This window comes from Leyella stercorea (assembly GCF_021531655.1).
Genome location: NZ_JADYUF010000012.1, coordinates 21730 through 36112 on the forward strand (window position 1 = coordinate 21730; position 14383 = coordinate 36112).

The following is a 14383-nucleotide window of genomic DNA, read 5'->3' on the forward strand; positions in this document are numbered from 1 at the left end:
TTTAACCCAAAAATCGGAAATTCTCCATTCTAAAACCTTGGATTTACGAATTAAAGAATTTCCGATCTTTATGTTATGTAAGATTACTCTGCTGCGTTCTCAGCAGGAGTTTCCTCCTTGCGAGCCTTGCGAGGAGCCTTGCCCTCTTTCTGCTCAGCAGCTGCCTTCTCGTCAGCCTTTTCTACCTTACGCTCCTCAAGACCCTCTGCGATAGCACCGCAGCAAGCTGAGAGAACTACGTCGATAGAATCCTTAGCGTCGTCGTTAGCAGGGATGATATAGTCGATGTTGCGTGGGTCAGAGTTGGTATCTACCATGGCGAACACTGGGATGCCGAGGCGGTTAGCCTCCTTAACGGCGATGTTCTCCTTCATCACGTCAACAACGAACAAAGCGCTCGGGAGGCGTGTAAGGTCAGCGATAGAACCGAGGTTCTTCTCCAACTTAGCACGCTGGCGTGTCACCTGCAGAAGCTCGCGCTTAGAGAGCTTTGAGAAAGTTCCGTCGTTCATGAGCTTGTCGATGTTCGCCATTTTCTTAACAGCCTTGCGGATTGTCGGGAAGTTGGTGAGCATACCGCCCGGCCAACGCTCGATAACGTAAGGCATATTCACGCTCGCTGCCTTCTCGGCTACGATGTCCTTAGCTTGTTTTTTAGTAGCGACGAACAGGATCTTCTTGCCTGACTTTGCGATCTGCTTCAAAGCCTCAGCAGCCTCGTCAACCTTAGCTACTGTCTTGTGCAAATCGATGATATGAATGCCGTTGCGCTCCATGAAGATATAAGGAGCCATTGCGGGATTCCACTTACGACGGAGGTGGCCAAAGTGACAGCCTGCCTCTAACAACTGGTCAAAATTAGTTCTTGACATTTCTTTGTTCTTGTTAATTTGTTTACTTTCCTTTGAGTTAAATTGAACCAGCCCACGAGTAACGACATGTCGAGTTTTGAGTTTTGAATTTTGAGTTTTGAATTGATCGGCTTCGCCGATTATGAATTTTGAAGTTTTTGAATTATTCAATTCCTGACTCCTAACTTCTAATTCCTCATTCCAAATTCCTCATTCTCTTCTTCGGTCTTGCGGGTTTGGATGCTAAACTTTGGAGATATGCTAAGCCACACATATATATAAATAAGGTGTCCCAGCCATTCTCCATATTTTAACGCTTGCTGAACTGGAAGCGACGGCGAGCCTTCGGCTGACCCGGCTTCTTACGCTCAACCTCACGAGAATCGCGAGTGAGGAAGCCCTGACCCTTAAGAGTCTTCTTGTCCTCAGCGTCAACCTTTACAAGTGCGCGGGCGATAGCGAGGCGAAGAGCCTGGCTCTGACCGGTGAAACCGCCACCGTCGAGGTTGCACTTGATATCATATTTCTCTTCCACACCGAGCAGGAGCAGCGGCTGCTTAACCACATACTGCAGAATTGCTGATGGGAAGTACTTTGCGAGTTCTACCTTATTGATTGTGATCTTACCGGTGCCCTCTGTGAGATAAACACGAGCTACGGCACTCTTACGGCGACCAATTGCATTTATCATTTCCATCTTCTATTCTTTATTTATACTGGTTAATATCAATTGCCTTAGGCTGCTGTGCCTCGTGCTTGTGCTCTGTACCATCGTAGATGTAGAGGTTGTCAAGCAGACGACGGCCGAGAGGACCCTTGGGGAGCATACCCTTCACAGCGTGACGGATAATCTTGTCCATTCCGTCAGGACGCTTGCGGAGCTCTGCCGGAGTGTTGAAGCGCTGTCCACCAGGATAGCCAGTATAACGTGTGTAAACCTTGTCTGTTTCCTTCTTGCCAGTGAAAACAGCCTTGGCTGCGTTGATGATGATAACGTTGTCACCACAGTCCACGTGGGGAGTGAATGACGGCTTGTACTTTCCGCGGATGAGCTTTGCTACTTTAGAGCAGAGACGACCTACTACCTGGTCTGTGGCATCGATTACCACCCACTCCTTCTTAGCTGTTTCCTTGTTTACGGAAATAGTCTTGTAACTTAAAGTGTTCATTGTTTAATTTAAAAATTACTACTAAAAAACGTTTTATTTTTATTGCACGAGCGATTCACTAACCACGCCGTTTGGCCTTTTCTATAACGAGCGCTATTAACACCCTCATGCAGGGGACTCTAAGTGTATCCCCAAATAATCGGTCCGCAAAATTACTCATTTTTTATTATATAGAGAAATGATGCTTTTAAGCACACTGTATATTTACATTTATTTAACAGAACTGTGTTGTTTTCTGCCTTCTTTCATCGCGTTACCTATATATATAATAAGGTATAGATATGTATACTGATAGACGTATGTATATATATAAAATGACCCATGGAACAGTAGCATTTCAAATGTAGCCCTTTTGGCCTGTAAAAGGATTCGTTTTGCCCTGTAAAAGGAGTCCTTTTGGCTTGCAAAAGGAGTCCTTTTGCAAGCCAAAAGGGCTACATTTGTTTTACGATTGGATTTTTGTTCCCTTGCGGTTTACTTGTCCTTATACTCCACCTTCACCACGACGACGCGGATATTCTGATCGGCCTTGTCGGTCTTTATCTTCGCGATGTGCCAGTCGCCAGGGAAGAATATGAAGAATTTGTCGGGAGTCGAGTCGACGAAGAGGGTCTTGTCCACTTCGTAATCGTAGTTGATGATGTCGGGACGATACGGTGCCTTGGCTCGGCTTGTAACGTGGTCGAGCAGTCCGAAGCGCTCGCTGCCCTTCACGACATACTGGAAGTCGACATACTGACGATGGCTTTCGGTGCCGCGTTTTTCAAGGTCGCCATTCTCGCCGTCCTCCACATTGGCCTTCATTGTAGTTCCGGGGATGGGGTGTTGGCCTGCGGGCAGAGCCATAAGGTCGGTCTTAGCGAGCCATGCGAAGAGAGCTTTCCATTGCGGGTTGCGCTTATATTGTGTGTAGAATTCGGCAGCGTTGACAGTTTCGTGAGGCGAAGCTGCCGTAAATCCGTTGCGCCACTTGTCTGAGTTTTTCCACTTGATAGCCTTCTTCTCGAGTTTCTTGTCCTGGCACGGCTGCGTATACACGCCTTGAGCCATTGCGCTGAGCGACAGCACCAGGGCTGCAATCAATGTCAATAGTCTGATCATAATACTTTGTTTTTAGTTTTTAGAAAATGCTGTACGGATGTGTCTATACGAAAAAAGGTGCGCCATTTAAATGACACACCTTTATGTTCGTAGTGGGTGGTGATGGATTCGAACCACCGAAGGCATAGCCAGCAGATTTACAGTCTGCCCCATTTGGCCACTCTGGTAACCACCCTTGCTTCTTAAAAGCGAGTGCAAAGGTATAAAATAAAATGGATATTACCGCACATTTTATTAAAAAAATGCATTAAAAGTAGTGTTTTTGGTTATTTTGAGCTATCTTTGCAACAAAATAAACAGCATTTTTCATAAACAAACCACATAAAACCTAAGTTCACATGAATAAGAATCTTATTTTCTGTGTCGCAGCAATGTTGGGCTTGATGGCATGGCAGGGAGCCAGTGCGCAGTCAAAGTCACGCAAGGCGGCACGAAAAACAATGGTAGCGAAGACTTACGCCGTGCAGGCGGCAGGCCCTTCAGTGGCGTGGGTCGAGGATGAGACCAAGTTTGAAGACCGCAAAGAGAAGGCGCATGCCACCTTTATGCCCTACTCGTCGACTTCGGAAATGATGAAGGACGAGTATTTCCGATTCCCCTGGCTTACTCCCGACCATGCCGACTGGCTGTCGCTCAACGGTCAGTGGAAATTCCATTACACAGCCGACTGGAAGTCGCAGGGCGTGCCCGAAGAGCAGAACTTCTACGGCGACAACGCCGACGTGAGCGGCTGGGACAACATAGCTGTGCCCCTTAATTGGGAAATGGCAGGCTACGATGTGCCTGTATATAATAATGTGGGATATCCGTTCAAGAACGAACCTCCACGCATTACTGCTTTCGACGACAACTTCGACAAGAACCCTGTAGGTTCTTATCGCCGCAACTTCACTCTGCCTAAGGGTTGGGAGTACGGCAAGCGCGTGTTCCTGCACTTCGACGGAGCGTGCAGCGCAATCATGGTATGGGTGAACGGACGCTATGCCGGCTACTCACAGGGAGCCAACACCGATGCCGAGTTTGACGTTACGGCACTGGTGCGCGGTGGCGAGAACAACGTTTCGGTACGCGTCTACCGCTGGTCGGACGGCTCATATCTTGAGGGTCAGGACATGTGGCACCTCGCAGGCATTCATCGCGACGTGTATCTCGTGGCAACTCCCAAGGCGTTCATCGGCGACCATTACATCACATCAAGCCTCAACGACGGCTACACTTCAGGCTCTATGAACGTTGAGCTGACACTCAACAACGCCCAGCATCAGAAGGGCAAGAAGACTGTCGAGGTGGAACTGCTCGACCAGAATGGTGTGCGTGTGGCAAGCCAAAGCGCTGATCTGGCATTCGCCGCAGCCGATGCAGAGAAGAAACTGAATGTCAAATTCGACAATCTGAGCAACCTGAAGCCGTGGTCGGCCGAACATCCCAACCTCTACACCGTCATTGTACGTCAGAAGACGGACAACGGCCAGGAGGAAATGGTGTTCTCTACACTCTACGGTTTCCGCTCGGTTGAGCAGCGTGGCAATCTTATCTACGTCAACGGCAAGCGCGAATACTTCAAGGGAGTGAACACCCAGGACATCCACCCATTGCTCGGCCACGCCATCGACGTGCCCACAATGCTCAAGGACGTAACGCTTATGAAGCTCGCCAACGTCAATACCGTGCGCACCAGCCACTATCCGCGCCAGCCTAAGATGTATGCAATGTTCGACTACTATGGTCTGTACTGCATGAACGAGGCCGACGTCGAGTGCCACAACAACCACTCTCTGTCTGACAACCCTACATGGCAGGCCGCTTATGTAGACCGTACACGACGCATGGTGCTGCGTGACCGCAACCATCCGAGCGTTGTATTCTGGTCGCTCGGCAACGAGTCGGGAGGCGGACAGAACTTCCAGGCCACCTACGATGAGGTGAAGCGACTCCTCCCCGGACGCGATGCATGGGTGCATTATGAGGGCTACAAGCATGGCGAGAAGTATTCCGACTTCGGTTCGGACATGTATCCCATCATCAACAATGTCATAAAACACCGCGACGGACTCAACGGCAAGCCTTACTTCATTTGCGAATATGCACACGCTATGGGTCAGGCTGTAGGCAACTTGCAGGAATACTGGGACATCATCGAGGGTTCTAACGGCATCATCGGAGGCTGTATATGGGACTGGGTGGACCAGGGTATATACGACACACGCCGCATCAAGGCGCATGAGCCGCTCGTCGACCCGCATACCGGACTCCATTACTACACCTCAGGTTATGATTATACAAAGATGAATCATGGACATCTGGGCTTCCAGGGCGACTTTATGTCTAACGGAATCATCACTCCTGGACGTGAATGGACTGCAAAGCTCACCGAGGTGAAGTACGTTTACCGCTACGTCAACTTCGAGAGCCTTAAGGATCACAACCTTGTGCTCCGCAACAAGTACAACTTCACCGACCTTGCCGACCTGCTCTATCTCTCGTACGAGGTACTCAAGGACGGACGCTCAGTAGAGCATGGCGACCTGCAGTTGCCCAACTGCGCTCCAGGCGAAATCTGCCACGTAAGCATTCCTTATACTACAGAGGTGAAGAACGACGGCGAATACATCATCACATTCAGCCTTCGCATGAAGAACGACTGCCCATGGACCAAGCGCGGATACGCTGTAGTAGAGCAGCAGTTCAAGCTCAACGCCGACGCCAACGCCAGCTGCGTGTCTGTAGCCGACCATACATTCGTACAGCAGCAGCACCGTCAGTTGCCAGCTATTGCCGAGAAGGGCAAGCTGAAGGTAAAGGGCAACTGCGTAACGGGCGAGCGTTTCAAGATAAGCTTTGCCGATGACGGCACAATAGCAGAATGGCTGTACGACGGCAAGAGCCTCGTTGAGCCAGGCAAGGGCCCCGACTTCAACGGATTCCGCCGCATTGCCAACGACAACATTTCGCTTGGAGCTACAGGCGGAGTTGCCGAGAACGACAATAAGGAGGAAGGCGCACTCACAGGCAGCAAGAACCTCGTAAGCGCTCCGAAACGTGTTGGCAAGAATGTGGTTGCACAGACATCGGTAAGCAACGGCAAGGACACTCACAACATACAATATACCATCTATCCCGACGGACGTGTTGACATGCGTATAGCATTCAACAACTCAAGCTCTGAGACACGTCGTGTAGGCGTAACGATGCAGTTTGCTCCGGGACTGGAGAATGTAGAGTATTATGCCAAGGGTCCGTGGTCGAACTATATCGACCGCCAGCGCGGCTCATTGCTCGGCCGTTACACCACAACCGTAGCCGGAATGTTTGAGGAGCAGAGCGCACCGCAGATAATGGGCGACCATCAGGGACTGCGCGACCTTACCCTCTCGGGCGCAGATGTGCAGCTCAACGTGCAGACAGAGGGCCAGGTAGCCTTCTCGCTCTCGCACATTGACGACCGTCAGTTCAACTACGACGTGTTCTACGGAGGCAAGCATCCTTACGATCTCACTCCGAGCCGTCAGATATTCGCACACTTCGACTACTGGCAGCGTGGCATCGGCAACCGCTCATGTGGCGGTGATTCATGCCTGCCGCAGTATCAGACACCTACAGGCGAGCATGTAGTGACATTGCGCTTCACCCCTTCGGTGAAGTAGTCATGCCGTAAAGGAATACCATTTAGCGACAATGTAAACATAAAGGAGGCTATGGCAGTGATGTCATAGCCTCCTGCTTTTTTTACGGGTTGTTTCTTGCGAAAAGCAAAAGGTTAATCCGATATTTCGAATGATAATGTTATAAGTCCAATCCTGTAAGTCAATTGGCAAAGGAAACAATAGGAGGCTATGGCGTCCCCGCCATAGTCTGTGCAGTTTGTCCGTGCATTCTTGTTATTGATAAATTGCACTACCAGCTTGCTCAGGCTACGGCGAGGACGCCATAGCCTCCTACAGTTTGCACTAATCAAAACAATAGTATCACTCCAAAGATCGGATGAGCCAAACAAAATGACTCCTTTTGATGAGTAAAAGGACTCCTTTTGATGAGTAAAAGGACTCCTTTTGGAAGGTAAAAGGACTCCTTTTGAAGAGTAAAAGGATTCCTTTTGAAAGGCAAAATGACCCCTTTTGTAAAACATTAGTTTTTCACTTGCAAAGCTACCGGATTTTTCCATTTCACTTTTCACATTCACCTTCTCACTTTTCCCTTATCCTTTTGTCTCTTTTCACTAATCCCTTTGCCCTTTTCACTTTTCCATTTAAAAACCGTATTTGGCCTCATCCGCTACACAAGCAGAATCTTATAGCTTAGGTAAGCTAAAACGAAAAGGCGGCAAAACGCAAGCACCAGGTGCTGCGATTTGCCGCCTTGATATTTCTGTAGTAAATCCTTACTCGCCGAGACTGATAGCCTCCTGAGGACATACGCTTGCGCATGTGCCACACTCTGTGCAGAGATCAGGGTTGATTGAATACTTTTCGCCTTCAGAGATAGCCTCTACCGGGCACTCACCAATACATGTACCGCATGCGATGCAGTCATCGCCAATTACATAAGCCATAATTAAATTCTATTTAAATGTTATTAATGTTATACTACCTATATTTAGATGATGCAAAGATAGCGTTTTTCTTCGAAATACCTACAAATAGGTAATGACTTTAACTTATTTACACATTTCACGCCGTTTTGCCACTTCTGTATTGCAATTTTTGATGACAAGCCAAAGCAATAACATCCGCCAAACTGCGTTATATATCAATATGAGACTCGCAGCTATACTGTTATTTCTATCGTCCATGCCCTACATGATTGGCGGCATGGCTCACGCACAGATACGTACGGTTCAGAACCGCCCGTATACCGACTTGCGCCCGTTTCACTTCGGTGTCGTTGTGGGCACACACTTGCAGGATATGGAACTGACAAACGTCGGACCGCAGACGTATATAGGTGAAGACGGACAGGAGCATCAGGCGCTTGTCACGGTCGACCAGAGCCGTTGGGACCCTGGCATCAACGTCGGTGTGCTGGGCGAAGCACGCCTTACGGAGCATTTTCAGGTACGTGTGGCACCGATGATGTATTTCGGTTCGCGCCACATAGTGTTCCATGACTTGGGCAAGACCGATGCCGACGGACGTGCCGAGGAATCGCGCCAGGACATCAAGTCGGCTTACATATCGTGTTCGGCGGACGTGATTTTCGCCGCACCGCGCTTCAACAACCATCGACCTTACCTCATGGCGGGAGTGGCTCCGATGATAAATCTCAACACAAAGCGCAGCGACAATCTGCGTCTGAAGCGCTACACCATGGCGGTAGAGGCTGGCGTGGGCTGCGACTTCTATCTGCCTTTCTTCAAGTTGCGCCCCGAACTTAAGTTTGTCTACGCCCTTGGCAATTCGCTCGACACCAAACATGCCGACCAACTGCGCGACAAGAATATGCTCAAGTATGCCAAGGCGGTGAGCAAGGCGAGCACGAAGATGATAGTGCTCAGCTTCTACTTCGAGTAGCTCCTACCCTACTTGCATCGTAGCGAAATGCCTACGTCGCTGATACCCGGCAATATCTCGCGCTTCATATCGTGACGTACACGTATGTGTATTGAGTCGCCGTCCTGCAATTGCAGTTCGGTTACGGGGAAACGGTACTGGTGGAAGTTGACACCAGTGCCCGATGCATTGCCGTGACGGTCGGTAAGCTTGCAGTTCACCGTGTCGTTGACAATGGTATCCTTTGGATAAATATGCTGCTCTACTATCAGCGTTATAGCTGTGAACGGATAGGCTTCGCTGGTGCGCAAGCCGAGCCACATGTCGTATGTGTCTGTTCCGCTGACCGGACGGATGTCGTACGACAGGGTGTCGTTCTTCTCCCATCCCGATATTGGTGTCGATAAGTAGCGGTCGTACACAAGCTTGCGGTTGCAAGCCGACAATACCAACAGCAACATTGCTGCCAATAGTGCAATACATTTGCTATTATTCATTTTACTTCCGAATTATTTTTCAAAGCATGGGTGTGCCCGATATCAACAGATACAAGGCTGTGCTGACTGTACGTTTTGGCTTTCCTACTCGTACAATCAGCACATATTTCATGTTACATAGCCTTTGCTATGCATTTCTGCGATACCGCTATTTCTGAGCGTCAGCATTAGCTTGCGGCTGCTGTTTGGGCTGCTGCTGTGCTTGTTTGGGCTGCTGCTGACCCTGTGGCTTAGGCTGCTGTGGCTGATGCTTGGGCTGTTGCTGCTGTGGTTTGGGCTGCTGCTGACCCTGATGATTAGGCTGCTGGGCCTGCTGCTTGGGCTGCTGCTGTCTGTCGGCAGGAGCCTGTTTGGGGTGTTTTGGTTCGCACTGTTTGTTCTGTTTCGGCTCACGCTGCTGAGGAGCAGGCTGTCGGTTGGGGCGATTCTTTGCCTTCTTCTTTTTCTTAGCCTTGTCAAAACGGCTGATGTCGGCATCTGCCAGAAGGTCAGCGGGACGATTCTGCGTGCTGACAGCGTCACCCTCGTCGAGTGCTTCGGGCTTTTCGCCACGTCGGTTCATCTCTATCACGGCACGCGCACGCTCTGCCGAGATGGTGATAAGATTGGCTGCTATCGACTTATCGGTAGAATATGTCACCAGTCCGGCAAGAATGTCGGTCTTGAAGAGATACCAGTCGCTGTCAATGGTCTGCAATACGATGTCGCGTGCAGGCATTTTGCGTCCTGCTTCAACGTAATCGTCAACCTCATAGTTGAGACAGCACTTCAATTTTGCGCACATTCCGGCAAGCTTCTGCGGATTGAGCGAGATGTCCTGAAGGCGTGCCGCGTTAGTGCTTACGCTCACAAAATTCTTCATCCAGGTTGCGCAGCAAAGCTCACGGCCGCACGGTCCGGTTCCACCTATGCGTCCTGCCTCCTGTCGAGCGCCAATCTGTTTCATCTCAATGCGCACATGGAAGGTGTCAGCCAGAACCTTGATGAGCTGTCGGAAGTCAACGCGCTCGTCGGCGATATAGTAGAATATCGCCTTGTTGCCGTCGCCCTGATACTCCACGTCGCCTATCTTCATCTGCAGTCCGAGGTCCTTTGCTATCTGACGGCTTTGTATCATGGTGCCGTGTTCGCGGCTTTTTGCCTCATAATACTTGTCCATGTCGGTTGGCTTCGCAATGCGATAGACGCGCTTTATTTCGTCGGGTGACTTCAGATTTGCCTTCTTCACCTGCAGTTTTACAAGTCGTCCGGTCAGCGTCACTACTCCGATGTCGTGTCCGGGACTTGCTTCTACAGCCACGGTGTCGCCCTTCTGCAGGTCGAGATGATTGACATTGTGATAGTAACCCTTTCGTGTATTCTTGAACTGCACCTCAACCAGGTCGGTATCCTCCTCGTTTCCGGGCACGTCATACAACCAGTCGTAGGTGTTGAGTTGTCTGTCCTGCCTACCGCAAGCGCAGTGGCAGAGCCCGCGATCGGTGTCGCGGGATATATGGAATTGCATGTCCTTGAATTCTTTCATCTATTTGCGTGTTATATATATTATTGATTGTAGAGCTATATCGAAGAACACCATCTTGGAATTGGCGTTCTGTGTGATATCGCGCAATGCCCGTTCGAACATCTCGCTGAACTCGATGATGTTGCCTTCGTTGATGAACGGTGCGAAGCGCGACGCAAACTGTTCTTCATTTACAGTCATATAGGTGAGTCGAGGGTCGTGGAAGTTGTACATGAAGTTCTCGCGTATCATACGGCTGAAGTACACAAGCAGTCGCTTTTGCTTCTCGCGGCCGAACGCCGCAATGCTTTCGCTCCACTTCTTGAGTTCCTTGACGCGCTTGGCGTATGCCAATCGCATGAGCATTGTAAACAGATCGAAGAACATATTGTTCTCGTTGCCTGCCTGCAGCGCTCCTGTAGCGTCGGTCCACGATCCGCCTGCTATGCGTGCTATGCGATGTGCGAGGTCGGGTTCGATTCCGCATCGTGCCACAAGTGCCTGCTCTATGTCGTCGTCGGCAATACGCTTGAAGTCGAATCGTTGCGTTCGGCTGCGTATGGTTTCGAGCAATCGGCCCGGATCTTCGCTCACAAGGATGAACACAGTTTGCGTTGGCGGCTCCTCAAGCAGCTTGAGCAGCTTGTTGGCACTTGTCTGGTTCATGCGCTCGGGCAGCCATACTATGCATACTTTATATCCGCCCTGGCTCGACTTCAGGCTCAGTTTGCGCGACAAAGCGTCGCTCTCGGCGCCTGTGATTACGGCCTGCTGGTTCTCGGCATCCATCTGTGCCATCCACTGTTCGAGCGTGAAATACGGGCCTTGCATTATCATCTCGCGCCACTGACCGGCAAAGTCGTCGCTCGTGGGCTGGTGTTCTGAGCCCATGCTGGGCTTCTTTATTGTAGGATAACTGAACACGAGGTCGGGGTGGGTCCACTGCTTCAGCAGTCGGCTATGGCCCAGCAGTTCGGATGCGAAAGCCATGGCAAGGGCCATTTTGCCGCAGCCCATCGGACCGCAGAACAGCATTGCATGTGGCACACGACCCTCGTCGATGAGCTGTCGCAACTGCCTTTTGGCCTCATTCTGGCCTATCACTTCGTCAAACTGCATATTTTGAGTTTTGAATTTTGAGTTTTGAGTTTTGAATTGTTGCCGATGGCAATTGTGAGTTTTGAGTTTTGAATTGTGAATTATTGCGACTTCCTTCGCAATGTTGAATTTGGAATTATGAGTTTTCGGTATTGGATTTTGAAAAATTCAACATTGAACAATTCAAAATCGCAGGCGAAGCCGAGAACAATTCAAAACTCAAAATTCACAAATCAAAATTCAAATATCTTACAGCAACCTCTTTGCCACCTCCCTAACCGAGTCGACTGCCGACACGGTGTAGAAGTGTATGTTGTGAACTCCGGCTGCGTAGAGCTGTCGGCATTGCTCAGTGGTCCACTCGATGCCCAACTGCCGGGCGTCATCATCAGTCTTGCACTTGAGCACTTCCTGCGCCAGTTCCTGCGGAAGGTCGCAATGGAAGGTCTTGGGCACTACCGTCAGCTGCGACAACTTGGCAAATGGCTTCAGTCCGGGAATGATTGGCATCGTTATGCCCATTGCACGGGCACGCTCCACAAAGTCAAAATACTTCTGGTTGTCGTAGAACAGCTGCGTAACGGCATAGTCGGCTCCGAGGTCCTGCTTCTGCTTGAGATACTCCATATCCATCTCGATATTGGGTGCCTCTTCATGCTTTTCTGGATAGCACGCCACACCGAAACCGAACTTGCCTGACGGGTTCTTTATGGGAGTTCCGTCGTTGAAGAATCCGTCGTTGAATCTATTCACCTGCTCTATCAGCTCTGTCGTGTGCGAATAGCCGCCCGGTGTAGGCACAAAGCGGCTGTCTTCCTTCGCCTTGTCGCCACGCAACAGCAGCAGGTTTTCGATACCGAGAAACTGAAGGTCGATGAGTTCGTACTCTATGTCGAACGCGCTCGCTCCGCTGCATATCACGTGCGGAATGACGGGAATGCCGAACTTGTTCTGTATGGCGGCTGCTATAGCCACCGTGCCCGGACGCCGGCGCAGGCGCAAACGCTCGTATTGTCCGCCCTCCACTTCACGATATACATACTCGCTGTGGTGGGTTGTGATGTTGATGTACGCCGGATTGAATTCCTTAAACTTCTCTATCGTCGAGAACAGACGTTCTGTTCCGGTGCCCTTCAGCGGTGGCAGCACCTCAAACGAGAAGTGTCTGCTTCCGTCGGCGCTGTTGAGTATCTCCTTGATGTTCATTTTTCGTTGATGTATTGATTATCCTAAAAACCTTGTGTTTTCACCTTTTCTATTTCTTCACCGTGCTCCATGCGTAAGCCATCACAATGGCATAGCCCACGAGCGGAATGAAGAACGGCAGCACGAAGTTGCCTGCGTGGTCGGCAGCGTATCCCATCAGCAGGAATCCGCAGCCGCCTACGGGCGTCATCATGAGTATCGACGAGGCGCTCTTGGTCAATCCTCCGAGTCCGCGCAGGGCGAGTGCGAAGATTGTCGGGAACATGATGGCCTCGAAGAAGTAGTTCATCATCAGCGCCGCCATCGAAATGTTGCGGCCCATATCGAGCAGCAGCACAGCGATACAAGCCACCGTACCCACTGCACAGATGAGCAGATACTTCTCGGCTGGCACATTGCTCATCACGGCAGCGCCTATGAAGCGCGCCAGCATGAACAGTCCCAGACCTACGGTCAGCACCGTAGAGGCAGTGGCAGGCTCCATCCATCCCTGTCCGGTGACATAGTTGATGAAGTAAGAATTGATTGATATCTCTGCCACTTCATAAGCGAGCAGCGCCGATAGTCCGAAAACGAAGCTGCGGTTCTTGAACAGTCGCGAGATGTTGTGGCCGCCCTGCTGTGTCTCCTTGTCATCGGTGTGCTGTATCTCGGGCAGGTTGACGCGCGAGAATACTATGGCTATGAGCAGCACGAGGGCTCCCATGATTGAGTAAGGTATGACGGCGTTGCTGCCGTCGCCTGCCGATTCGCTCTGGAAGAGGAAGCTGCCAACGACGAGTGTGGCAAACATCGAGCCTACTCCGTTGAACGATTGCGAGAAGTTCAGTCGTGCCGTGGCTGTCTCCTTTGGTCCAAGCTCGGTGACGTAGGGGTTGGCTGAGGTCTCAAGGAAGACGAGTCCGCAACCTATTACGAACAGCGCCACCAGATAGGGATAGAACGTTCCAGCCATAGAACACGGTATGAACGCCAGCGACCCTAATCCGAACAGCACCAGTCCGGTCACCACTCCGCGTCGATAGCCCATACGGTTGATGAACAGTCCGGCAGGAATTGCCATGAGGAAATAGCCCATATATGTGGTCACCTGTATCAGCGACGACTGTGTTATGGTGATATCGAGCTCGGTCTGGAAATGCTTGTTGAGCACGTCGAGTATGGCGCGAGCGAAGCCCCACATAAAGAAGAGTGAGGTGATGAGAATGAACGGCACGGCATACTGCTTGCTGCTCAATGATAACTTGTTTTCTTTCATAATGTGCAAAATTAGACAAAAATACTGAATTATAAGAAGTTTGCCTTAAAAATGTAGTCCTTTTGCATTGCAAAAGGGCTACTTTTGGAGTGCAAAAGGACTACATTTGGAATGCAAAAGGACTCCTTTTGGAATGCAAAAGGACTCCTTTTGAAATGCAAGCGGATTTTTCGGGGATTTCAAGGAGAATTTTCGGGGATACACCACTGCTCT

12 protein-coding genes and 1 tRNA gene are annotated in these 14383 nt (G+C 50.3%); 2 read left to right on the top strand and 11 right to left on the bottom strand.

Translation table 11 applies throughout. The annotated features are described in order from the left end of the window. Positions 1 to 83: 83 nt before the first annotated feature. From rpsB to I6E49_RS05015, 5 genes are all read right to left on the bottom strand, one after another. A complete protein-coding gene (gene rpsB / locus I6E49_RS04995) occupies positions 84 to 872 on the bottom strand; it encodes a 30S ribosomal protein S2 (protein WP_235392073.1) in 789 nt (262 codons plus the stop codon). Positions 873 to 1161: 289 nt separating this feature from the next. Beyond that, positions 1162 to 1548 carry a 30S ribosomal protein S9 gene (rpsI, locus tag I6E49_RS05000; protein ID WP_235400788.1) on the bottom strand — a complete coding sequence of 129 codons (387 nt, stop codon included), beginning with the start codon at positions 1546 to 1548 and terminating at the stop codon, positions 1162 to 1164. Positions 1549 to 1558: 10 nt separating this feature from the next. Further along, on the bottom strand, positions 1559 to 2020 hold the full coding sequence (gene rplM / locus I6E49_RS05005; RefSeq protein ID WP_235400790.1) for a 50S ribosomal protein L13: 462 nt from the start codon (positions 2018 to 2020) through the stop codon (positions 1559 to 1561). A 474-nt stretch (positions 2021 to 2494) separates the two neighbouring features. Continuing rightward, a complete protein-coding gene (locus I6E49_RS05010; RefSeq protein ID WP_235400792.1) occupies positions 2495 to 3121 on the bottom strand; it encodes a YhcH/YjgK/YiaL family protein in 627 nt (208 codons plus the stop codon). A 93-nt stretch (positions 3122 to 3214) separates the two neighbouring features. Continuing rightward, positions 3215 to 3296: transfer RNA gene (locus tag I6E49_RS05015), tRNA-Tyr, on the bottom strand. A 163-nt stretch (positions 3297 to 3459) separates the two neighbouring features. Here I6E49_RS05015 and I6E49_RS05020 point away from each other — a divergent pair. Further along, entirely contained in the window at positions 3460 to 6765 is a 3306-nt protein-coding gene (locus tag I6E49_RS05020) for a glycoside hydrolase family 2 TIM barrel-domain containing protein (protein ID WP_235400793.1), read from the top strand. Positions 6766 to 7499: 734 nt separating this feature from the next. Here I6E49_RS05020 and I6E49_RS05025 read toward each other — a convergent pair. Next, on the bottom strand, positions 7500 to 7670 hold the full coding sequence (locus I6E49_RS05025) for a 4Fe-4S binding protein (protein ID WP_007897308.1): 171 nt from the start codon (positions 7668 to 7670) through the stop codon (positions 7500 to 7502). A 202-nt stretch (positions 7671 to 7872) separates the two neighbouring features. On the opposite strand from I6E49_RS05025, the gene I6E49_RS05030 reads away from it, so the two are divergent. Next, positions 7873 to 8628 carry a porin family protein gene (locus I6E49_RS05030; RefSeq protein WP_235400794.1) on the top strand — a complete coding sequence of 252 codons (756 nt, stop codon included), beginning with the start codon at positions 7873 to 7875 and terminating at the stop codon, positions 8626 to 8628. 8 nt (positions 8629 to 8636) lie between these two features. Here I6E49_RS05030 and I6E49_RS05035 read toward each other — a convergent pair whose 3' ends face one another. The 5 genes from I6E49_RS05035 to I6E49_RS05055 all read right to left on the bottom strand — a co-directional run bounded on the left by I6E49_RS05035 (position 8637) and on the right by I6E49_RS05055 (position 14170). Beyond that, positions 8637 to 9104, bottom strand: coding sequence for a gliding motility lipoprotein GldH (locus I6E49_RS05035; RefSeq protein ID WP_235400795.1), 468 nt, complete (start codon positions 9102 to 9104; stop codon positions 8637 to 8639). Between the two features lie 148 nt (positions 9105 to 9252). Further along, positions 9253 to 10629, bottom strand: a complete 1377-nt coding sequence (locus I6E49_RS05040; protein ID WP_235400796.1) for a PSP1 domain-containing protein — start codon at positions 10627 to 10629, stop codon at positions 9253 to 9255. Beyond that, positions 10630 to 11727 (bottom strand): DNA polymerase III subunit, encoded by a 1098-nt coding sequence (locus I6E49_RS05045; RefSeq protein ID WP_235400797.1) that lies wholly within the window; start codon positions 11725 to 11727, stop codon positions 10630 to 10632. A 228-nt stretch (positions 11728 to 11955) separates the two neighbouring features. Next, positions 11956 to 12912, bottom strand: a complete 957-nt coding sequence (metF, locus tag I6E49_RS05050) for a methylenetetrahydrofolate reductase [NAD(P)H] (RefSeq protein WP_235400798.1) — start codon at positions 12910 to 12912, stop codon at positions 11956 to 11958. A 49-nt stretch (positions 12913 to 12961) separates the two neighbouring features. Continuing rightward, the gene (locus I6E49_RS05055; RefSeq protein ID WP_235400800.1) at positions 12962 to 14170 is read right to left on the bottom strand and encodes a sugar MFS transporter; all 1209 of its coding nucleotides are present in this window, start codon (positions 14168 to 14170) and stop codon (positions 12962 to 12964) included. Between the last annotated feature and the right edge of the window lie 213 nt (positions 14171 to 14383).

Coding starts and splice junctions, on each gene's coding strand:
- rpsB (WP_235392073.1), bottom strand. CDS start 872: ATGTCAAGAACTAATTTTGACCAGTTGTTAGAGGCAGGCTGTCACTTT.
- rpsI (WP_235400788.1), bottom strand. CDS start 1,548: ATGGAAATGATAAATGCAATTGGTCGCCGTAAGAGTGCCGTAGCTCGT.
- rplM (WP_235400790.1), bottom strand. CDS start 2,020: ATGAACACTTTAAGTTACAAGACTATTTCCGTAAACAAGGAAACAGCT.
- I6E49_RS05010 (WP_235400792.1), bottom strand. CDS start 3,121: ATGATCAGACTATTGACATTGATTGCAGCCCTGGTGCTGTCGCTCAGC.
- I6E49_RS05020 (WP_235400793.1), top strand. CDS start 3,460: ATGAATAAGAATCTTATTTTCTGTGTCGCAGCAATGTTGGGCTTGATG.
- I6E49_RS05025 (WP_007897308.1), bottom strand. CDS start 7,670: ATGGCTTATGTAATTGGCGATGACTGCATCGCATGCGGTACATGTATT.
- I6E49_RS05030 (WP_235400794.1), top strand. CDS start 7,873: ATGAGACTCGCAGCTATACTGTTATTTCTATCGTCCATGCCCTACATG.
- I6E49_RS05035 (WP_235400795.1), bottom strand. CDS start 9,104: ATGAATAATAGCAAATGTATTGCACTATTGGCAGCAATGTTGCTGTTG.
- I6E49_RS05040 (WP_235400796.1), bottom strand. CDS start 10,629: ATGAAAGAATTCAAGGACATGCAATTCCATATATCCCGCGACACCGAT.
- I6E49_RS05045 (WP_235400797.1), bottom strand. CDS start 11,727: ATGCAGTTTGACGAAGTGATAGGCCAGAATGAGGCCAAAAGGCAGTTG.
- metF (WP_235400798.1), bottom strand. CDS start 12,912: ATGAACATCAAGGAGATACTCAACAGCGCCGACGGAAGCAGACACTTC.
- I6E49_RS05055 (WP_235400800.1), bottom strand. CDS start 14,170: ATGAAAGAAAACAAGTTATCATTGAGCAGCAAGCAGTATGCCGTGCCG.